Genomic DNA, 21,266 nt, shown 5'->3' on the forward strand with positions numbered 1-21,266 from the left:
CTAAGAGCCTTTTCAAGTAAGGATTTGATGATTGATGCCCTTATCTATCAGCCGACTGCCATAACTTAATTTTTTTTAAGTTGTGCGTTCACTGCCATGAACTAAGTCCGGCTATCGGCGATCAGCCACCTGTTGCTAGCGCTGCTTACCCCATTAAAGGCGATCGCTAGAAGAAAACCTTCTGTTCCCCTAACTAGTCTTCAACATGCCCAACTTTTACGATGCACCCGATAATACTGCTACCTACTTAAGTATTATCTTCTAGTTTAATCTACTATCTATAATAAACTGCTAGTCTACCCTGATAAACACAGCAGTCAATTGACGTAATATTATGTTTAATTTTCTTAAAAGCGGGTAACGCGATTCGAACGCGCGACATTCACCTTGGCAAGGTGACGCTCTACCACTGAGCTATACCCGCAAACCTCACATATACAAATATGGCAGATTAATTTTTATTTGTCAACTGTTTAAACTTGTAAATTTTTCTGGTTGAAGGGTGGAGATGGCAGTTGACAGTGGACAGTTGACAGCGCTGCACTGAGCTTGCCGTTCTCTACGTTCTCTGCGAGACGCTTACGCGAACGCGGAGCGTGTCGTAGACAGAGGCTGCGCCAACGCGTAGCGTCTCTGTTCGCGCAGCTTTCCGAAGGGAAAGAGAAGTGTTGACATGACAGGTTAAGTTCACTGTCCAGTCCACTGTCCATTGTCCATTGTCCACTTACTCAGAAGACTCTGCGGTCAAGTTACCGATGTTAGCATTGGGAAAAGCGGCTGGTAGAGATTGGGTGCGGGAATATGGATCTGTTAGGTTAGAACGTAGCTGACGCATGAGGCTAGCCATTTCTAGAGCATTCATGGCATAATCCCAGCCGTGATTAGCTTTAATGCCTGCTCTTTCTAAAGCTTGCTGCATCGTATCTACCGTTAAAATGCCAAAAATCACAGGTACTCCTGTCTGGAAACTCGCAGCCGCGATCCCCTTTGCTACTTCTGAGGATACGTAATCGAAATGGGGTGTTTGTCCGCGAATGACTGCACCAAGACAAATTACCGCGTCATAACGATGAGTAAGGGCTAATTGACGAGCAACCAAAGGCACTTCAAAACTACCAGGAACCCAAACATAATCTACCTGATTACCTTCGGGATCAGGGTCTACACCGTGGCGTTTCAAGCAATCTTGGCATCCTTGCACCAGCTTTGTGGTTACAAGGTCATTGAATCGACCAATCACTATTGCTAAACGCAAAGGTTCTGTTTGGGTAAAGGTTCCCTCGAAAACTGCCATGTCTCTACCTGAAATCTACTATACTTCTTGTCAATATACATTTGTTCTTTAAAGATGGAAGAGCAGAAGAACACAATTAGGTAAGGACAACAAGAAAAATTAGCCAATTTCTCTTGTATCTGATACCTGTGATAGTGGATCTTCTGCTCTTGTAGTCTTAATATTGTTTAACTAAATCCTAGACAAATTATTTGCCTAGACCACGAAAAAGTTTAATAGCCCTACTAGTAACACTAGAGCAATCCAAACACCAGAACCAACCCAGAGGAGCTTTTTCGATTCAACCCAGTTTTGTGGGGTAGCATAAGCAACAGGTACGCCTATAACCAGCACAAAAGATAGTAAAACAAGTGATACCAGGGCAAATTGGAATATTATGGTCATTTTGACTTCTCCCAAGACAGCGACATACTAAAAGGAAGCACTAAAAATAGAATATCGTAACTGGCGACACTGACAGTTTTTCTTTATTTGTAAGCTAGCAGAAATTGCGACAATTAGTTAATAGTCCATAGTCAATAGTTCATTGTTGACTGTTGACTGTTGACTGTTGACTAATAACTCTTATGGATTTAATTCTTTGCCACACTACAGCAGATTTTGATACCTTGGGCGCAGCCGTAGGGTTAACTTGTCTATTGCCGGGAAGTAAGATTGTGTTGAGTGGTGGCGCACATCCACCTGTACGCGATTTTTTAGCGCTGCATCGGGATGAGTATCCGTTAATTGAAAGACGTTCGGTAAATGCTGAAAAAATTCGATCGCTAACGGTGGTGGATGCACAACAGCGCGATCGCCTGGGTAAACCTGCTGAGTGGTTGGATTTACCTCAAGTCAAAACGATTACCGTTTACGACCACCACATGGGACAGGATTCAGATATTCCTGCTACCCAATTTCATATTGCCCCAGTAGGTGCAACGACGACATTGATTGTGGAGGAGTTACAGCAACAGCAAATCAACCTTAACCCCTCCCAAGCCACAGTCATGGCTTTGGGTATTCATGTCGATACGGGTTCTTTGACCTATGACCAATCAACCCCACGGGATGCGATGGCTTTGGCTTGGTTGATGGAACAAGGCGCTAGTTTATCGGTAATTTCCAGTTACCGCGACCCTGGTTTATCTCCTCAATTGCAGAAATTGTTAACCGAAGCCTTGGAAAAATTGGAGTATCTTTGCTTGCGTGGTTATACTATTGCTTGGGTGACTTTACAAACTGAGGGATATGTCCCAGGATTATCGAGTCTGGCATCGCAACTGATAGAGTTAACAGAAATTGATGCTTTGCTTTTGGCAAACGAACACCCCTTAAATAAGGATGATGTGCGGTTGACTGTGATTGGGCGATCGCAAATTCCTGGTCTACACCTTGACAAATTATTCCAATCGTTCGGCGGTGGCGGTCATTCCCAAGCTGCATCACTCAATTTACGCGGTGTCGATAGCCAAGATATTCTGCAACAACTTCTTAAAGGTGTCAAAGCTGGTATTCCTCATCCGCCTACAGCTAGGGACTTGATGTCCTCCCCAGTTCGCACAATTCGCCCAGAAACTACCATTGCCGAGGCACAACGAATATTATTACGTTACGGTCACTCTGGCTTATCTGTGGTCGATTCCCAAGGGGAACTGATAGGTGTGATTTCTCGCCGCGATTTAGATATTGCCCTACACCACGGATTTAATCATGCGCCAGTCAAAGGCTACATGACCACCAATGTCAAAACAATTGCCCCAGACACGACATTGCCACAAATTGAGTCGTTAATGGTGACTTATGATATTGGTCGCTTACCAGTGTTAGAGAACGAGCAGTTAGTAGGTATTGTCACTCGGACTGATGTGTTGCGGGAACTGCATCAAGGAGAAGGCGGAGAGGCAGAAGGGCAGAGGGGCAAAGGAGAAAATATTGTTAAGTTTTCTAGCTTGGAACAATTACGCGATCGCCTCAATCCCCAACTCTGGCAATTACTCACCACCGCTTCCCAAGCAGCCGAGAAAAGGGGTTGGCATCTTTATTTAGTGGGTGGTGCAGTGCGAGACTTACTGTTGGCAGAAGCCGCAGCCAACAGTCTTATGATTACAGATATTGATTTGGTAGTTGATGGTTTTCACAAATCGGCCGATGTGGGTGCAGGTGTGGAACTAGCAAAAGCACTGCAAGAAATTTACCCAGCCGCCCGTTTAGAAATTCACGGCGCTTTCCAAACGGCTGCCTTGTTGTGGCACAAAGACCCCGAATTAGATTCATTATGGGTAGATATTGCCACCGCTAGAACAGAGTTTTATCCTTACCCAGCAGCCAATCCCGAAGTTGAAGCCAGTTCTATTCGCCAAGATTTATACCGCCGCGACTTTACTGTCAACGCCCTCGCCTTGCGCCTCACCCCTCCCCGCGCTGGCGATTTACTCGATTTCTTCGGCGGATTACTAGATTTAAAAGCCAAGCAAATCCGAGTCCTCCACGCCAACAGCTTTATCGAAGACCCCACCCGCATCTATCGGGGTGTGCGCTTTGCGGTGCGTTTTGGCTTTACTCTTGAACCACGTACCGAAGAATACATCCGCTATGCCATTAATAGTGGCGTTTACGATCGCACCGCCCAAACCAACACCAAAACCCCAGCCCTACAAACTCGCCTCAAAGCTGAATTAAAGCACATCTTAGAAGCCCCCTACTGGAGATCGGCTTTACAGTTACTCGATAATTTAGGGGCTTTGCAGTGCATCCATCCCACCCTCAGTTTAGATGATGAACTTAAACGTCAACTGCGTTTACTAGAAAGCTATTTGAGGCGATTTGATCCGCAACAAAATTTAATTCACTGGCAAATGCGCTTAGAAGCCATCATTGCCCACCTCTCACCACAGTATCGCGGTAAAGTCGCCAAAAATCTACAATTACAAGAAGATAGTATTAAGCACTTACAAAACCTAGCTAAAGCGAAAAGCGAGATTGAAGAATCTTTACCTAATTATCAACGTCCCAGCCAAATAGTGCAATTACTCCGCAAATATAACCTAGAAATATTGATTTTAATTGCCTTACAAAGTCAGCGAAAAATTAGGCGGCAGATATGGCATTACTTAACTGTTTGGGCTAATGTCCAGCCAATATTAAATGGTAATGACCTGAAGAAATTAGGTTATAGTCCAGGGCCGCAATATAAACAAATGCTAGAGGATTTATTAGCCGCTACATTGGATGGACATATGAAAAATCAACTAGAAGCACAAGAGTTTTTAGCCAAGCACTATCCTCGATAATTAAATTGTGTCTGGATCAATATTCAACTCCCGCAACTTTGCCGCCAAACGTTCAGCTTTTTGTTGTGCTTGTTGTGCTTGTAGCTGTGCTTGCTGTACTTGTAGGTGTGCCTGTTGTGCTTCTTCTTCTGGTGTGGGTACTAATTCACCATCCACTGTAAAAAACCGTACTAATCCTTGATGAACTCCTAGATATAACTCTAACTGCTGACTCCACAAATACCCTTGCTCATTTGCTTGTAAAGGTTCATATTTTCCATCTAATATATGAAACCCGGCAAATTCTTGTGTATAAGGATCAAACCAAAAATAATCTGGTGTACGAAAGGTATCTTGATAGATGGTTTTTTTTAAACCTCTATCTGTTTTAGCTGTTGAGTCAGACAATATTTCTAAAATCACGTTGGGATATTTACCATCTTCTTCCCACACAACCCAACTTTTGCGAGTTTTACGTTCAGTTCCCAACACGACAAAAAAGTCCGGGCCTCGAAAGTATTCTGATTTAAGTTGACGTGGACTATAGTAAATAGTCAGGTTTCCCGCCGCATAGAAATCATTTCTATCTCGCCATAACCATTCTAGACATTGTAAAAGTAAGATTATTTGTCGTAAATGTAGTTCCGTTTCCAAGGGCGGTTCGTCACTCCATAAGTCACCAGGGGGAAATATTACATCTTGCGAGATGTCTTTTTGTGATTCTAATTCGTGGGCAATGGTCATAGAATCAATTGGCATCAATTATTGGTGCGATTATTTTAGCATTTATCATCATGTTGATTAACCATAGAGAGAATATGTTGACTTTGCGAAATCCTCTTGTGCTACACTGTAGTTTATAATCAAACCTCCAATGAGATAGCTGCAATGAAGTAGTCATGAAGTAATGTTGCGTCTCGGCAACAAATGTCAAAACCGAATCAGCAAAACATATTTGACAGGTTACTTCCCCATAGTCATGAGCTAACAGACTTTTTATAACTGATATCTACATTTAGCCGCTTGTTGAGTTTTTGCGGCTGGATTTTTTGTTTGCCTAATCTACCCGTGATTTATTACAGAGACGGGTGGTATTTCGCCAATTGAGGTTTGAGAATAATGCAGAAAAAATCAATATTAATAGCTGAAAATTTAGCTCACGAACTCAGCTTAGAAAGGACTTTGTTTCAAGGGATAAATATAAGTATTGAGCAAGGTAATCGCATTGCTTTAGTTGGGAACAATGGTGTCGGTAAATCAACACTTTTGAAAATACTTGCAGGTCAAGTTCATACCCAAAGAGGTTCTGTAAAGAAATATGGTTCTGTCTACTATTTACCTCAAATTAGTACTATTAAAGAAGCAATCAATACAGATACATTGTTAAATTTTTTAAGTACTATTTCTGATGAATGGTGGCAGATTCAAGATATTTTTCAGACGAGGTTTAATACCGAGATTGACCTACAGCTACCAGTGAATAATTTAAGTGGTGGTGAACTAACAAAGTTATTTTTGGCGATTGGTTTATCTAAGGAACCCGATTTATTATTACTTGATGAACCAACCAATCACATGGATTTACAAGCATTAGAAAGCTTGAGGCAATTTCTAGTAAATTTCTCTGGTTCATTTGTGATTGTTTCTCACAAGCCGTTTTTCCTCGACCAAGTTACAGATGTTACTTGGGAACTAACACCAGATGGCTTAAAAGTTTACGGTGGTAATTTTTCTTACTACCGAGAACAGATGCAGATAGAATTAGATGCAGCCATGCGATCGCACGAAGTAGCTAGGAAGGAACTCAAGCGTGTCCAAACTACGGCGATGCAGGAACAGCAGCGTGCAGCACAAGCTCAACGCAATGGTAGAGCTAAGTTACTCAATGGTAGTATCGACAGAATGGCAGCCGGACTAATTAAAAGTAAAGCCGAGTCTTCCGCCGGAACAGCTAAAACCAAACATGAGGCGGCTGTAGCTAAAGCTACTCAAAAAGTTGCAGAGACTAAGATTAAAACCCACAAGGTAACGAGTATCCAATTAGAGGAGAAAAATCACAAACGCAGAAACTTAGTTAACATTGAAGGTGCGAATCTTTGGGTATCAGAACGCCTACTGATTGAGAATATACTATTAAATATAGTCACTGGCGATCGCATTTCCATTATCGGTGCAAATGGTTCTGGAAAATCCTCGCTTATCAAGGCAATTCTAGGAACAGACAACACAACTGTCCTAAAATCTGGTGAGGTTTTCCTTGCACCCAGTCTCAAGGCTGTGTATCTTGACCAAACTTACCAATTAGTCAACCGCCAGCAGACAATTTTGGAAAATATGCAGACTGCTAACCCCAGTCTCAACTATCAGCAGCTACGCCAACAGCTAGGACACTTCTTGTTCAAATACGATGATGTCCACAAAAGTGCTTCCGTATTGAGTGGTGGTGAATTAGCTAGACTAGTGATCGCAATTATTAGTATTTCAGAAATTGACCTATTAATTCTCGATGAGCCAACCAACAACCTGGATATAGAAACCACTGAGCAAATGATATCAGCCCTTAACGAATATCAAGGTGCAATTTTGGTTATCTCCCACGATATCGACTTCCTGAGCCGCATTAATATCACCCAAAGTTTTCAACTAAAAGCACAAACCTTGCAGATGACAACATATCTACCCAGTCAAGCAGAGCAATACTACCACGAATTACTGTAGTGTTTGTAGTAAGGACTTTAGTCCTTCTCCCCTAAAAACTAAAGTTTTTACTACAAACAAAAATTTTAGATTTTTTTCATACTTGACCCAGTATTTATAATTAGATAATTATATGTCTATATAGTTACAATTATTTAGATGTCCAAACGGCTAAATCAACATAACTACACCAGAAAGAAGGAAGCCGTAAAGCATACAGGCAAGTTATAATTCTCTTGCGGATAAGCGTAACAAAAATTTATGAGTAATCCTCTCGTACAAGCATTTTTCGTGGGTAGAGCTGTAGCCGAAGTGATCAACGAGCGTCTAGAAGTCGCTTTTACTGATGCTTTGAGTGAAATCGGTAAATTTGATGCGGAAGCTAGAGAGCAACTACGTCAATTCACTGACGAAGTATTAGAAAGGGCAAACCGAGCCTCTGCTGCGACTGGCGCAGGACAAACAACTACAGGTAGCGGACAAACTGTCTCTGAATCAGTTGACTTACAAGCCAACATTGACGAGTTAAGAGCAGAAATCGCCCTATTGCGTAATGAGTTACAACGTTACCGCAGCAGTTCAGTATAGATTTAGTCATGAGTCATTAGTCAAGACTTACAGACAAATGACATTTTACAAAAAACGGTTTAGGGATCAGAGTGTCTTTTCTTCCAGGTGATTCAGTAACAAACCAACGGTACGCGCAAGATATGGAAACTACTTATTCAGATAAGGCTTACCGTTGGAATCGAGAAAACTACTCTAGCAAGCGGCGCTTTGTGGACATTTGGTCTTTTGTCTTGACCTTAATGTTCAAGCTTTGGCGATACAACAAATCTTGGAGTTATCCTGGCGGTGTTACGGAAGCAAAACAGGCTGCGCGGCGTAAGGCTCAAGCAGTCTGGATTCGTAATACTCTATTAGATTTGGGGCCGACTTTTATTAAAGTCGGGCAGTTATTTTCTACCCGTGCAGATATATTTCCTAGCGAATACGTAGATGAGTTAGCCAAGCTACAAGACAAAGTACCGGCATTTAGCTATGAGCAAGTAGAAAAAACTATTGAGCAAGAATTAGGTAAAAAAATTCCCGAACTATTCCACAGTTTTGAGCCGATACCTCTAGCAGCCGCTAGTTTAGGTCAGGTACACAAGGCTGTGTTACATAGTGGGGAATCTGTGGTTGTGAAAATACAGCGACCCGGATTAAAAAAGTTATTTGAGATAGATTTACAAATTCTTAAAGGTATTGCCCGATACTTCCAAAGTCATCCTAAATGGGGCAAGGGACGCGACTGGATAGGGATTTACGAAGAATGTTGTCGCATTCTTTGGGAAGAAATTGATTACCTTAATGAAGGGCGTAATGCGGACACTTTTCGGCGGAATTTTCGAGGTCACGACTGGGTAAAAGTGCCTAAAGTTTATTGGCGTTATGCTTCGCCGCGCGTCCTAACGTTGGAATACTTGCCAGGAATTAAAATTAGTCAATACGAAGCCATAGAGGCCGCAGGGTTAGATAGAAAAGTACTAGCTCGTCAAGGCGCTCAAGCCTACCTCATGCAGCTACTAAATAACGGCTTTTTCCATGCCGATCCCCACCCAGGAAATATTGCCGTTAGTGCCGATGGCGCGTTGATTTTCTACGATTTCGGCATGATGGGGCAGATTAAATCCAATATCCGCGAAGGGCTAATGCAAACGCTGTTTGGCATCGCTCAGAAAGATGGCGATCGCGTAGTCCAGTCTCTCGTAGATTTAGGCGCGATCGCTCCCGTAGAAGATATGGGGCCTGTGCGGCGTTCGGTGCAGTATATGCTCGACCACTTCATGGATAAGCCCTTTGAGAATCAATCCGTCGCGGCGATTAGTGATGATTTATACGAAATAGCTTATAATCAACCATTTAGATTTCCTGCAACTTTCACCTTTGTGATGCGTGCTTTTTCCACCCTAGAAGGGGTAGGCAAAGGCTTAGATCCAGAGTTTAACTTTATGGAAGTTGCCCAACCTTATGCAATGCAGATTATGACCGATATGAATGGTTCAGACGGCAATAGTTTCCTGAATGAATTAAGCCGCCAAGCAGTCCAAGTTAGTACCACTGCTTTTGGATTACCACGCAGATTAGAAGATACCCTAGAAAAATTAGAACGCGGGGATATGCGAGTGCGTGTGCGTTCTATAGAATCAGAAAGGCTCCTGCGGCGACAGGGAAATATTCAAATTGGCATCACTTACGCTTTGATAATCAGTGGATTTACGCTTTCAGCTACTATTTTGTTAGTAAATCATTATGTATGGTTAGCAGTGGTAGCTGGTTTAATTGCCGCAGCCGTTTCAGTAACACTGATTCGCCTGCTTCTGCGCCTCGACCGTTACGACCGTATGTATTAATCTTTGTTAGCAGTAAAAATTTATGAAACTGATCTTCACGGGTCTAAGTGATCCGGGGCTTATTCGTTCCAATAATCAAGATTATTACTATATCGACCCGGAAGGGCGATTTTTCATTGTTGCTGATGGTATGGGGGGTCATGCAGGGGGTGAAGAAGCCAGTCGCATCGCTACAACCGAAATTCAAGCATATTTGACATCTAATTGGGATGCTCCTGAGCCATCGCCTAAATTACTAGAACAAGCTTTATGGCGTGCTAACACAGCCATTGTCCAGGATCAGCAAAATCATCCTGAACGGGCTGATATGGGTACTACAGTCGTCGTGGTCATGTTCCGTGGCGAGCCTTGGTGCGGTCATGTTGGTGACTCCCGCCTGTATCGCTTCCGCCAGACACAGCTAGAGCAAGTTACAGAAGACCATACCTGGGTAGCAAGAGCCATCCAAGTCGGCGACATCACCGCCGAGGAAGCCAGAGTGCATCCATTCCGCCATGTGTTATCCCGTTGTTTGGGTCGAGAAGACCTACATCAGGTCGATGTACAACCCCTAGATGTGAAAGCAGGCGATCGCTTACTCTTGTGTAGTGATGGTCTCACAGAAGAATTAGCCGATAATGCGATCGCCGATCAGCTGCAACACACCTCCATCCTAGAAAAATCCGCCCACTCCCTAGTAGAAGCAGCCAAAGAACAAGGCGGTCACGACAATATCACCGTCGTCCTAGTCGCCCTTGAATAGTCAACAGTCACCACAGTTACGGTCTAATGACCAATGACCAATGACTAATAACAAATTTAGTAAATATACTCAGCAATTTGTTCAACCTGAGCATTTTTCCTATTTACAACTTGATACAAATACTTTTAGTCCCCAAAATTCCCAATTGGCGGCTTAGTTTACCTAAAATTTGTTGGTTGACATCTTGCGCATAATAAAGTATGGCGCATATAATGCGATCTTAATACTAAATGATTTCTTATCCTGCCGTTAACTTTCTCATTCACAGAAGTTTACGGCTGGAGGAATCATCTTAGGTAAACATTACGCTTTTACGTTACATATTCTCTTATGAGTTTTGTTGATAGTTAACTGTTAACTGTTAACAACCCAGTAAAGAAGGATATGTAAAGTTAGAGTCGTAAAAAACAAGGTAAACTTACCCGAAATCTGTCAAAACAGACTTGGGTACTATATCACTAGGCTCAAGCACAGAGCCAAAAACAGCAGAAAATTACCCATTAAGGATGTAGGCAATCTGTCAAATAATTGTTATCTTTCTTAATACAGAGGAACAATTAGGGCAGGTACTATCACAAGTCCTATTCCTGTGGGACTTCTGTAACCGACATAACTTCTACACTTGTCTATTAGGAGTCTGTTATGAACCAACCTATTGAACTGTCCTTGGAACAACAATTCAGCATTCGCTCATTCGCAACTCAAGTACAAAACATGAGCCATGACCAAGCTAAAGATTTTTTAGTCAAGCTTTATGAGCAAATGGTTGTCCGCGAAGCCACCTATCAAGAATTACTCAAACATCAGTGGGGCTTAGATTCTGGCTCCACTATGGCATAGAGAAATTTGTGTCGCAGTGGGCGACCTCCTTCTCTTGCTCAGTTCCCAGGAGGAAAGGAGCTGGGGATGCTGGGGCGTCAACTTTCGACAAAATCAACTCAACACTGAAACTAATAACCCAAAGCTAAAAGCGGCAATTACTTTAGCCGTTGTGTAGTATTTAAACTTAATCTCGTTTGACGCTTCGTGTATTAATTTTGTTTGTGCTAGTAAATTTTATCTATGGACATGATTGTTAGTCATTGTGTACTTACAGGCATTAAACTTTCAAACGCCTTAAGTAAATAAAACCTGCTTAACGTTTAATCAGGAGTTTTTGATTTACTAACACTGTTGATTATTATATTTATTACCAATAAGGCTTACAACCTAAATATATATATATTTCATAAAAGTTTACATATTGCGTAATAATTTGCAATATTACTGATGTAGGGTCTAAACATAAGAGCAACGTAATTCATCTACCTTAACCGTACAGGTTAACTGGAGTATCTGTATTAATAGCCGCCAACTTAGCTAATACTTGGGGCTTAATCTTTTGATATTCTCCTTTAAGCAGGTTTTTACTCATTCGGGGATCACCAGATGACACAAATGTTCTTGCCACAGCTAACCACTGTTGCAGTCGTTGACGTTGAATCGGCGCAACAGTGGCTGTTAAAACATGAGAACAACGGTTTGGTGATTCCCTGGCAAAGAATAGTAACCGATAGTCACCAGTTTTAATTAACAAACTGACTATTTCTTGAGCCATAGTAGTTTTGAGGTCAAGATAGTAGGGCAACCATTTAGCTCCATATTGACGGTTATGGATTACTGTGATCCATAACAGCATAGGATGAGGCGCTGTGATAAATAAAAATTGATTGTAACGGGTACAACTGAGGCGTTTATAGATTTCAGCTTCCGATAGCATTATCCACAAAGCTGGTACAGTTTCGCCGTTGACGTTGATAGGCTGAGGAAAAACTATATCAGCGATTGGTTTATTTTGAGGCCAAGAAGTATTATGAGTAACTTTTTCTTTAGGTAAAGATGGCTGGGAATCTACATTTACCTCTGGTTGAGCCGCAGCGTTAAGAGTTAAGGTAGCGGTGGGTTGATACTCGTTTTGATTATCCTGCCTAAATGAGTATTTACTCAGTTGCTGTTCCACAGAATCTAAAACTTGCAAAATCTCACCGATATTCTGAGGACGTTCTTTCGCTGTCTTAGCTAAACATCGCATAACTAAACTTTCTAGTACTTGGGGAATTGCTAACTCAGAACTAATATCAGCAATAGTACGTGGCGGTTGCAGGTGATGAGTTTTGTACCACGCACCAAAAGAATGGGTAGGTGCGACTAGCGGCATTTTGCTTGTGAGCATTTCAAACATCATCACACCTAAACTGTAGATATCCGATCGATTATCTAATTCTTTGCCCTCCATCTGTTCGGGCGAAGAATAAGCCAATGTTCCCAGATAAAATTTTGTTTGGTCGCCATTAGACTGTAATAATTTAGCAATACCAAAATCTAAAACTTTAACCAATTCTCCAAAACTGGGGTCTTGAATTACCAAAATATTACTAGGCTTGATATCACGATGGATAATTGGGTAAACCTTGCCATCAACAGGAATACCATCATGAGCGGACTGTAAACCCAAGCAAATTTGTCGCGTAATACTTACAAACCTGGATAAAGATAGATTTTGTTTGCGAATTACTTGGCTGAGGCTTTGCCCTTGTAGATATTCCATGACATAGAAAGGTACTTTATTTTCATCTACGCCATAGTCCATCACTCGCACAACATGAATACTTCTTTGCCCAAGTAAAGCACAGGTTTTCGCTTCTTGCTCGAAGCGTTCTTGCAAACGCATTTTCTCATTGTGCATCGATAAGGCAAGAAATTTTACCGCAACAGGAACACCTCCCAACAAAACATCCTTAGCACAATAAACTTTACCCATCGCTCCAGAACCAATTAACTCCTGAAGCTGGTATCTATTGCCAAGAACACGATTTATGTTGGGGTCTGACATATAAATTTGACTCCAATATTTAACAAAGGGAAAGGGAAGGCGGAAGGATTTTTACCTTAATTATTTTTAAACTTGATTGTTATGTAACTTATTACACAACAATTAAGCTACCTCTTTTTTAGTCTTTAGGCAGTAGCTTCTAACCCCTATGTTCAACTTAGAGAAATAGCGGTAGATGTATCCTGATATTTTTTCATAGGATTTTTATTTACTTTTAGTCTTCCCAAATTTAAGTAATTAAATAACTTAAACTACACAAAAACTTTAAGAAAATACGGGAGATGAGGGAGTGGGGGGAGATGAGGGAGAATAACTATGGACTATGGACTATGGACTATGGACTATGGACTAATGACGCTCCAAACTGGCTTCCATTGTGTTGCTTAAAAAATGACCAGACATAACACCACTACTTAAGTAGTAAGAGTCTTCGGATATGCGGTGCAGGGTTTCAAATCCGCTACGACGTTGCCGATCGCTCATTACCCAATAACGCTGTACAATTGTCTCGACCCCAATCCAGCCTTCACCCTCAACCTGCCCCAAAATACTGTGTTGGAGTAAAAAAGTATATTGGCGTTCTCCTTGATGCAAACGCCCCTTATACTGTAAGGACATCTCTGGGCGATCGCTACCTGGAAATACAAGTTTGGCTGCCATAGTAAACCAATTATCCCGATTCCAAGCCACCAAGATCATGCCCTTAACATTGATGGGCAGACCATTCCGTTCTAACCAACTGCCTTGGATTGTCCAACGTCCTGGTTCCAATAAAAAAGTATGACCCACCTTGTATCTTCCTCGCCTTGATCGAGTAGTCCTTAGACTATCAACCATATATTCTGGAAGGGGAAAATGTCATTAGTCATTAGTCATTGGTCATTAGTCCATAGTCCATAGTCAACAGTCATTAGTTTTTCTCCCCCACTCCCGGTTGGTGAATCTCGACTCCGCTCGATTATCGCGTAGCCGTTCGCGTTAGCGCCTCGCAGAGAACCACATCTCCCCCAATACGGTTCGGATAAGCATTTTGAACTAATAATTAATTGGTTTGGGGAAAAGGTTAAAGGGTAAGGGTTAAAGGTTTTTTCTTCCCTTTTCCCCTTCGCCTTTCCCCTTTAACCGAACCGTATTGCATCTCCCCCCACTCCCCGACTTCACGCTAGATGAATTTCTCCCAACAAAACTTCTGCTGGTGCGCCTGTGGCTGTGGGTAGGTTGCCGGGAAGACCTAGTTGTCGCCAGTAGGCTAAAATGGCGAAGGCGATCGCTTCTTTAAAGTCTGCGTTTAAGCCTGCTTCGTCTGTGGTGAGGACGGGAATTGTGTCTAAGGCTAGTTGTAGTCTTTGTTTTAAGTACAGGTTACGGCTACCACCACCACATAAATATACACGTTGTGGCATTTGAGGTAAAAAGGTGCGGTAACTGTGAACAATGGACGCTACCGTTAGTTCTGTGATTGTTGCTAACATATCTGCTGGGCTGAGTTGGTATGGTTCCGCGTCTTGGAAACATTGATTTAGGTAAGCTACACCAAACAACTCCCGACCTGTAGATTTAGGTGGTGGTAAATGAAAGTATTCTTGAGTCAGCCATTGTTCTACTAGGGAATAACATGGAGTTCCACTGGCTGCCCATTTACCGCCTTCATCATAAGTTTTAGTACCACTACTGAGACGTTCTACTGCTAAATCTAATAGGCTATTGCTTGGGCCAGTATCCCAAGCGCGAATTTTTGAAAGCCAGTTATCGGTACGAGGTGGGATGTAAGCGACATTACCGATGCCACCTAAATTTTGAATACAACGACTCTCATGAGGATGGCTTAGTAAAAAGGCATCAACTCTGGGAACAAGGGGCGCACCATGACCACCAATGGCAATATCTGCAACACGGAAATTACTGACAGTGGTAATTCCTGTTAAATAAGCAATTAAATCACCCCGGCCAAGCTGGAGGGTGTAGCCAAGATTCTTTTTCCCTACTTCCCTTGCTTGTGGTGGTCTATGATACACAGTTTGACCGTGAGAACCGATTAAAACTGCTGGCTGATGACCTTCTTGAATTTTTTGGGCAGCTTGGGCAAAAGCTTGGGCGATCGCATCATCTATTTGCGCTAATTCCAACATAGAAATAGCTTCACCTGCACAAATTGCTAATATGCGTTCTCTTAAATCCGCAGGGTAAGGATATGTTTCTCCTGCTAACAACTCGACTTTAATATCTAAATCTGTACCAGAAATCTCTACTAGGGCTGCATCTATACCATCTACAGATGTGCCACTGATTAAACCTATAACGCGCTGGGGAAGGGCAGATGCTTCAGTGAGAGACATGAGACTATTTATAAGTGTTGCTAATAGCAAGCTGTAGTTTAAGAGATGCTTGTCTTTTTGTCAAAATAAGTGGGGAGTGGTGATTAGAGAATTTTTATTTTTCTCATATCTCATCACCTTCATTTTGCCCATCCCTTTCATCTCTCCTTATACCATCACCTATATAATTAGGTTTTTGTAAAGATTCAGTATATCTCCTTACAATTAATTCCTTTTAAATCTTTTATTAACTTTTTCTTAATTTTAATATGTAAACTTCTTTAAAGAAAACAACTAAAAAATACATCAACTATTTGTAATTCTACATAAATATCCTCAGTACACAGGGAAATCTGCTGTGCTGTCTTTTCATGCGCAATTTCTTTTTACAGCGATCGCCTCTACTTCATCCTTTTTACTTGCGATTTATGTAGGGTTACACATCACACCACCAAATACAAATACCAATCTTTAACGGAGAATTATTCATGGCCTTAACAGTGGGAAGCATTGCCTTTGTTGGGTTTAACGCAGATGGCAATGACAATCTTGCGTTTGTGGCACTAACCGACATTAATCCAGGTGAGGTGCTGATTTTTGAGGACAACGAGTGGAACGGTACTAGCTTTAATGATACTAACGAAGGTGCATTTAGCTGGACGGCAACAAGTCTAGTTGCGGCTGGTACGATTGTGCGGATTGACAATATTGGCTCAGGTACTATTACCGCCAGCACTGGGACTGTTGTCACACCTGTATCTGGACGGGGAAGTAATCGCGGGATTGCTGCTGATAACGAAGTGATTTATGTTTATCAAGGCAGCGCTACATCTCCCACCTTTATTACTGCGATCGCCAACAGTGGATTTACGGCTACAACAGGACTGTTGACGAATACAGGGTTAACTGCGGGAGTCAATGCCCTTGATTTATCGACAGTTGACACAGGGGCAGATATTGCCGCTTACGTAGGGACTCGCAGTGGAGAAGCTAGCTTTAGTAGCTATCTGTCACTCATCAATAATGCGGCAAATTGGGTTACTCAAGATGCGTCCGGTGATCAGAGTTTTGATAATATTACCCCAGATTTGACTTTTAGCGCCGTTGCCTTTACTGTTGGTTCTACTACCCCCTCAGTTAATCTTTCAGTCAGTGGGAATACAGGCTCGGAAGCTGGTCAAACGGTAATTACTATCACAGTTACCGCTTCTAGTGCTGTGGTAGATGATCAAACTATAACCCTTGGGGTGTCAGGAACTGGAATTACCGCAGGTGACTACAGCCTTAGCAACACAATCATCACAATTCCTAATGGACAAACTTCGGGTGCTGTGACCTTTACTGTTGTGGATGATGCGTTGGTTGAAGGCCCGGAAACGGCTTTGCTGACAATTAGCAATCCCTCTGGGGGTATTGTTCTGGGAAATACCACAACTCAAAACATCACAATTACAGATAATGATACCCCAGTAGTACCTACGGTAAGTATTACCGCAACTGATGCTAGCGCCGCAGAATCTAGCACCACTGTTAACACGGGTAGCTTTACCCTCACCCGCACTGGAGACACCACTGCCGCCTTGACTGTGACTTACACAGTTAGCGGTACAGCTACTAATGGTATAGATTATAACGGGTTGACAGGTTCATTAGTCATTCCCGCAGGTCAAGCATCTGCCACCATTACTATTACTCCGGTTAACGATGCCACAACCGAAGGGAATGAAACGGTTATCCTTTCTTTAGTGGATGGAGTCAGTTATGACTTGGGTGCAGTTAACAATGCTACTGTTACCATTGCCGATAATACCACAGGTACATTAAGGAAGGTTGGTAGCTTTACTAGTGCCAATGGGGCGGAGATTCCCGCCTTTGATCCGGCAAGCGATCGCCTATTCGTGGTAGCAGGTAGCACCGTCGAAATCTACAGCATCAGTAATACAGGAGCTTTGACAGCATCAGGTAGTTTAAATCCTGGGTTTACTGTACCTGCTGATAACGAAATTATTCCCAACAGCGTGGCAGTTAAGAATGGGACGGTAGCTGTAGCCTATGCCATTCGTAATACTACAAATAACGCTCAACTTCTTGGAAGAGTTAGCTTCTTTAATGCGGCTGATGGTACTTTCTTGAACTCCGTGGAAGTGGGCTACCTACCAGATATGCTCACCTTTACCCCCGATGGTACGAAGGTGTTAACTGCCAATGAAGGGGAACCCAATAGTTACGGACAAGCCAATTCTTTTGATCCAGAAGGGTCAGTTAGTATTATTAACTTGGCGAATGGGGTTGCTAATGCCACTGTACAAACTGCTGGCTTCACTGCCTTTAATAGTCAAATTGATGCTTTGAAGGCAGCAGGGGTGCGGATTTTTGGGCCAGGTGCTACCGTCGCTCAAGATGTGGAACCAGAATACATCGCTTTTTCTGGAGATGGGACAAAAGCTTATGTGACATTGCAAGAAAACAACGCCCTAGCAATTGTCGATATAGCCACGGCAACGGTGACACAGATTATACCTTTGGGGAGAAAAGACTACAGCCTGCCAGGAAATGGCATAGACCCCAGCGATCGCGATAATGGGATTAATATTCGTCAGGTTCCAGTCTTTGGATTGTATCAACCGGATGCGATCGCCAGCTATACGGTCAATGGGCAAACCTACTACATCACTGCCAATGAAGGTGATTCCCGTGATTATACTGGTTTCAGTGAAGAGGTAAGGGTTGGTAGCAATAGTTATGTTCTCGATCCCACTATCTTTCCTGATGCGGCAACTTTGAAGCAAAATGCCAACTTGGGACGATTAACAGTGACGAATGCTACAGGAGATACCGATGGGGATGGGGATTTTGACCGGATTGAGGCATTTGGTGGGCGATCGTTCTCTATCAGGGACAGCAACGGCAATCTAGTGTTTGATAGTGGTGATCAGCTAGAGCGAATCACTGCTGCCCAAGTACCCAGTTTATTCAACTCTGATGGTAGCTTTACCTCTCCCAACTTCGATACCCGCAGCGACAATAAAGGCCCCGAACCTGAAGGAGTGGTTATTGGTGTAGTCAATAATCGCGTCTACGCCTTTATCGGACTTGAACGCACGGGAGATATCATTGTTTACGAAGTTACCGACCCAACTAGACCACAATTTATTGAGTACATCAATACACCAGAAGATATTGCTATTGAAGGTTTAACCTTTATTTCAGCTGCTGATAGCCCCACAGGCAAACCTTTGTTGGTGACAGCGAACGAAGTTAGTAGAACTGTAGGTGTATTTGAATTTACACCCCCCGTTCGTATCAGTGATATTCAAGGCACTACCCACATTTCCCCCTTCAATGGTCAGGCTGTAAGAAATGTTCAAGGTATTGTTACGGCGATCGCATCCAACGGTTTCTACATCCAAGACCCCAATCCCGACAACAATATAGCAACTTCCGAAGGGATTTTCGTCTTTACTAATAACTCTCTCATACTCAGCGCCCGGAGAGTGGGAGAAGCTGTCTTGGTGAGTGGTACGGTTTCCGAGTTTCGTCCTGGTGGTAGTGCTAACAACTTGACTGTTACCCAAATCGGCAATAACAACAGTGTGCAATCCTTGAGTGTGAGTGCTTGGACAACTGCACCTAACACCACTATTACCCCGACTATCTTAGGTAGTGGCGGACGGACGATACCAACTCAGGTAATTAACAACGACTTCACCACCCAAGGCAATGTGGAAACAGGGGGAGATTTCGATCCAATTAATGAAGGTATCGACTTCTACGAAAGCTTGGAAGGAATGTTAGTCCAAGTTAACAATCCAGTCGCTACTTCCCCGACAGCTAACTTTGGTTCCTCGGAAGAAATTTGGGTACTAGCCGATAATGGGATAAATGCCACTAGCCGCACTGCACGCGGTGGTAGCTTGATTACACCTAGCGATTTCAACCCAGAACGGATTCAAATTGATGATTTAATCAACGGGTCTACTACCTTGCCGAGTGTGAATGTAGGGTCGCAACTCAGCACGATTACAGGTGTAGTCAATTACGATTTCAACAATTATGAAGTATTAGTGCCATCTGCCCCAACAGTGGTACAGCCATCACCATTACAAAAAGAAGTCACAAACCTAACTGGTAGCACCACTCAATTAACAGTTGCTACCTTTAACGTAGAAAACCTCGACCCTGGTGATGATGGGGCAAAGTTTAACGCCCTAGCTGCTGCAATTGTCAACAATTTGCGATCGCCCGACATTATCAGTTTGGAGGAAATTCAGGACAACAACGGCCCCATCAACGATAGTGTAGTTGATGCCAGTGTCACATTCCAGAGATTGGTTGATGCCATTGTTGCGGCTGGCGGCCCCACCTACGAATATCGGCAAATCAACCCTGTTGATGACCAAGACGGCGGAGAACCAGGGGGTAACATTCGCGTCGGCTTCCTGTACAACCCTAACCGGGTTCGCTTTGTGGAACGTTCTTTACGACGGCTAACAGATACTAACTTGGAAGATGGAGATGCTTTCGCCAATAGCCGTAAACCATTGGTGGGTCAGTTCTTCTTTAATGGTGAAATAGTCACAGTTGTAGGGAATCACTTTAATTCCAAAGGCGGTGATCAACCCTTATTCGGCCCCAACCAACCCCCCGCCCTCAGCAGCGAAATTCAACGCAATCAACAAGCCACCATCGTCAGCAATTTTGTTCAGGGCATTCTCACCACTAATGCCAATGCTAATGTGATTGTGGCGGGTGACTTGAACGACTTTGAGTTTTCCCAACCAGTCAGCATTTTAGAAAGTGGTGGATTAAATACTCTGATTGAAACCTTACCAGAGAATGAGCGTTATACCTACAACTTCCAAGGCAACGCGCAAGCACTAGATCACGTCTTGGTGAGTGAGAATTTATTCTCCCTGTTGGATGGCTATGATGTGGTTCACATCAACTCTGAGTTTGCGGATCAAGTCAGTGACCATGATCCGGTGGTTGCCCAATTTAATATTGAGGCAGGTATCACTTTAAATGGTGGTAATGGTCAAGACACCCTTAATGGTAGAAGCGGCAACGACACGATTAACGGTGGTAATGGTAATGATGTCTTGTATGGCAACCGAGGAAACGATACCTTAATAGGTGGTAATGGTGATGATGTCTTGTGGGGTGGAGCTGGTGCTGATTCCCTCAACGGTGGCAATGGTAACGATGTCTTAATTGGGGGATTAGGTAAGGATATCCTAACGGGTGGTCATGGTAGCGATCGCTTTGTCTACAATGCCTGGAATGAAGGTACAGACACCATAACTGATTTCCAAACCAGCCAAGACATTCTGGATTTAAGGGTTGTGTTTCAATCCTTGGGTGTAACTTCCGTTACCAGCGACTTCCTGCAATTCTCTCAATCTGGTAGCAAGACTTTGGTACAGATTGACCAAAATGGCGCAGTTGGTGGGGCGATTTTTAGTACATTGGTAGTCTTAAATGGAGTGAGTGCGAATAATTTAGCGATCGGTACAAATGTGCTAGTGTAATACCACTTGGACGAATAATAGCTAAATATGTAGAGGAGTAAGGGTATAGGTGTTTAAACCCTTACTCCCCTACATCTAGTCTAAACAGATAATGTTGATGCGTAAGTAAGTCGGTGAGAAAAAACAAAACTAAGTTAAGAAAGGTAAACAAAGCTATAGCCCTCTTCCCTC

Annotated in this window: 13 protein-coding genes and 1 tRNA gene; 7 read left to right on the forward strand and 7 right to left on the reverse strand. The window is 42.9% G+C overall.

Features of this window, described 5'->3' with window-relative positions; translation table 11 throughout:
• Positions 1-352 precede the first annotated feature (352 nt).
• From NSMS1_RS03685 to psbZ, 3 genes are all read right to left on the reverse strand, one after another.
• A tRNA-Gly gene (locus NSMS1_RS03685) sits at positions 353-424 on the reverse strand.
• Positions 425-724: 300 nt separating this feature from the next.
• Positions 725-1,294, reverse strand: a complete 570-nt coding sequence (gene ribH, locus NSMS1_RS03690) for a 6,7-dimethyl-8-ribityllumazine synthase (RefSeq protein ID WP_224091167.1) — start codon at positions 1,292-1,294, stop codon at positions 725-727.
• Positions 1,295-1,489: 195 nt separating this feature from the next.
• Positions 1,490-1,678, reverse strand: a complete 189-nt coding sequence (gene psbZ / locus NSMS1_RS03695; protein ID WP_067769496.1) for a photosystem II reaction center protein PsbZ — start codon at positions 1,676-1,678, stop codon at positions 1,490-1,492.
• 182 nt (positions 1,679-1,860) lie between these two features.
• On the opposite strand from psbZ, the gene NSMS1_RS03700 reads away from it, so the two are divergent.
• Positions 1,861-4,566, forward strand: coding sequence for a CBS domain-containing protein (locus tag NSMS1_RS03700; RefSeq protein WP_224091177.1), 2,706 nt, complete (start codon positions 1,861-1,863; stop codon positions 4,564-4,566).
• On the opposite strand, the gene NSMS1_RS03705 is transcribed toward NSMS1_RS03700, so the two are convergent.
• Positions 4,567-5,289, reverse strand: coding sequence for a Uma2 family endonuclease (locus tag NSMS1_RS03705; protein ID WP_224095061.1), 723 nt, complete (start codon positions 5,287-5,289; stop codon positions 4,567-4,569).
• A 375-nt stretch (positions 5,290-5,664) separates the two neighbouring features.
• Between NSMS1_RS03705 and abc-f the strand changes: the two genes are divergently transcribed.
• From abc-f to NSMS1_RS03730, 5 genes are all read left to right on the forward strand, one after another.
• Positions 5,665-7,263 (forward strand): ribosomal protection-like ABC-F family protein, encoded by a 1,599-nt coding sequence (abc-f, locus tag NSMS1_RS03710; protein ID WP_224091180.1) that lies wholly within the window; start codon positions 5,665-5,667, stop codon positions 7,261-7,263.
• Between the two features lie 240 nt (positions 7,264-7,503).
• Positions 7,504-7,830 carry a DUF6825 family protein gene (locus NSMS1_RS03715; protein WP_224091182.1) on the forward strand — a complete coding sequence of 109 codons (327 nt, stop codon included), beginning with the start codon at positions 7,504-7,506 and terminating at the stop codon, positions 7,828-7,830.
• Positions 7,831-7,952: 122 nt separating this feature from the next.
• A complete protein-coding gene (locus NSMS1_RS03720) occupies positions 7,953-9,638 on the forward strand; it encodes an ABC1 kinase family protein (RefSeq protein ID WP_224091187.1) in 1,686 nt (561 codons plus the stop codon).
• A 22-nt stretch (positions 9,639-9,660) separates the two neighbouring features.
• The gene (locus NSMS1_RS03725) at positions 9,661-10,380 is read left to right on the forward strand and encodes a Stp1/IreP family PP2C-type Ser/Thr phosphatase (protein ID WP_224091193.1); all 720 of its coding nucleotides are present in this window, start codon (positions 9,661-9,663) and stop codon (positions 10,378-10,380) included.
• A 642-nt stretch (positions 10,381-11,022) separates the two neighbouring features.
• On the forward strand, positions 11,023-11,220 hold the full coding sequence (locus NSMS1_RS03730; protein WP_067769502.1) for an NblA/ycf18 family protein: 198 nt from the start codon (positions 11,023-11,025) through the stop codon (positions 11,218-11,220).
• 469 nt (positions 11,221-11,689) lie between these two features.
• On the opposite strand, the gene NSMS1_RS03735 is transcribed toward NSMS1_RS03730, so the two are convergent.
• From NSMS1_RS03735 to NSMS1_RS03745, 3 genes are all read right to left on the reverse strand, one after another.
• A complete protein-coding gene (locus NSMS1_RS03735) occupies positions 11,690-13,252 on the reverse strand; it encodes a serine/threonine protein kinase (RefSeq protein ID WP_224091196.1) in 1,563 nt (520 codons plus the stop codon).
• 348 nt (positions 13,253-13,600) lie between these two features.
• On the reverse strand, positions 13,601-14,041 hold the full coding sequence (locus tag NSMS1_RS03740; RefSeq protein ID WP_224091198.1) for a hypothetical protein: 441 nt from the start codon (positions 14,039-14,041) through the stop codon (positions 13,601-13,603).
• A gap of 368 nt (positions 14,042-14,409) precedes the next feature.
• Positions 14,410-15,588 (reverse strand): anhydro-N-acetylmuramic acid kinase, encoded by a 1,179-nt coding sequence (locus NSMS1_RS03745; protein ID WP_224091201.1) that lies wholly within the window; start codon positions 15,586-15,588, stop codon positions 14,410-14,412.
• Between the two features lie 467 nt (positions 15,589-16,055).
• Here NSMS1_RS03745 and NSMS1_RS03750 point away from each other — a divergent pair, with 467 nt between their 5' ends.
• Complete coding sequence (locus tag NSMS1_RS03750; RefSeq protein WP_224091211.1) at positions 16,056-21,095, forward strand: choice-of-anchor I family protein; 5,040 nt, start codon at positions 16,056-16,058, stop codon at positions 21,093-21,095.
• The last annotated feature ends 171 nt before the right edge of the window (positions 21,096-21,266 follow it).

It is taken from the genome of Nostoc sp. MS1, assembly GCF_019976755.1.
Classification (GTDB): domain Bacteria; phylum Cyanobacteriota; class Cyanobacteriia; order Cyanobacteriales; family Nostocaceae; genus Trichormus.

What these genes read in the sequence shown, in the direction of transcription:
- psbZ (WP_067769496.1), bottom strand. Translation starts at nt 1,678, where the DNA reads ATGACCATAATATTCCAATTTGCCCTGGTATCACTTGTTTTACTATCT.
- NSMS1_RS03725 (WP_224091193.1), top strand. Translation starts at nt 9,661, where the DNA reads ATGAAACTGATCTTCACGGGTCTAAGTGATCCGGGGCTTATTCGTTCC.
- NSMS1_RS03720 (WP_224091187.1), top strand. Translation starts at nt 7,953, where the DNA reads ATGGAAACTACTTATTCAGATAAGGCTTACCGTTGGAATCGAGAAAAC.
- NSMS1_RS03705 (WP_224095061.1), bottom strand. Translation starts at nt 5,289, where the DNA reads ATGACCATTGCCCACGAATTAGAATCACAAAAAGACATCTCGCAAGAT.
- abc-f (WP_224091180.1), top strand. Translation starts at nt 5,665, where the DNA reads ATGCAGAAAAAATCAATATTAATAGCTGAAAATTTAGCTCACGAACTC.
- NSMS1_RS03750 (WP_224091211.1), top strand. Translation starts at nt 16,056, where the DNA reads ATGGCCTTAACAGTGGGAAGCATTGCCTTTGTTGGGTTTAACGCAGAT.
- NSMS1_RS03715 (WP_224091182.1), top strand. Translation starts at nt 7,504, where the DNA reads ATGAGTAATCCTCTCGTACAAGCATTTTTCGTGGGTAGAGCTGTAGCC.
- NSMS1_RS03730 (WP_067769502.1), top strand. Translation starts at nt 11,023, where the DNA reads ATGAACCAACCTATTGAACTGTCCTTGGAACAACAATTCAGCATTCGC.
- NSMS1_RS03735 (WP_224091196.1), bottom strand. Translation starts at nt 13,252, where the DNA reads ATGTCAGACCCCAACATAAATCGTGTTCTTGGCAATAGATACCAGCTT.
- NSMS1_RS03745 (WP_224091201.1), bottom strand. Translation starts at nt 15,588, where the DNA reads ATGTCTCTCACTGAAGCATCTGCCCTTCCCCAGCGCGTTATAGGTTTA.
- ribH (WP_224091167.1), bottom strand. Translation starts at nt 1,294, where the DNA reads ATGGCAGTTTTCGAGGGAACCTTTACCCAAACAGAACCTTTGCGTTTA.
- NSMS1_RS03700 (WP_224091177.1), top strand. Translation starts at nt 1,861, where the DNA reads ATGGATTTAATTCTTTGCCACACTACAGCAGATTTTGATACCTTGGGC.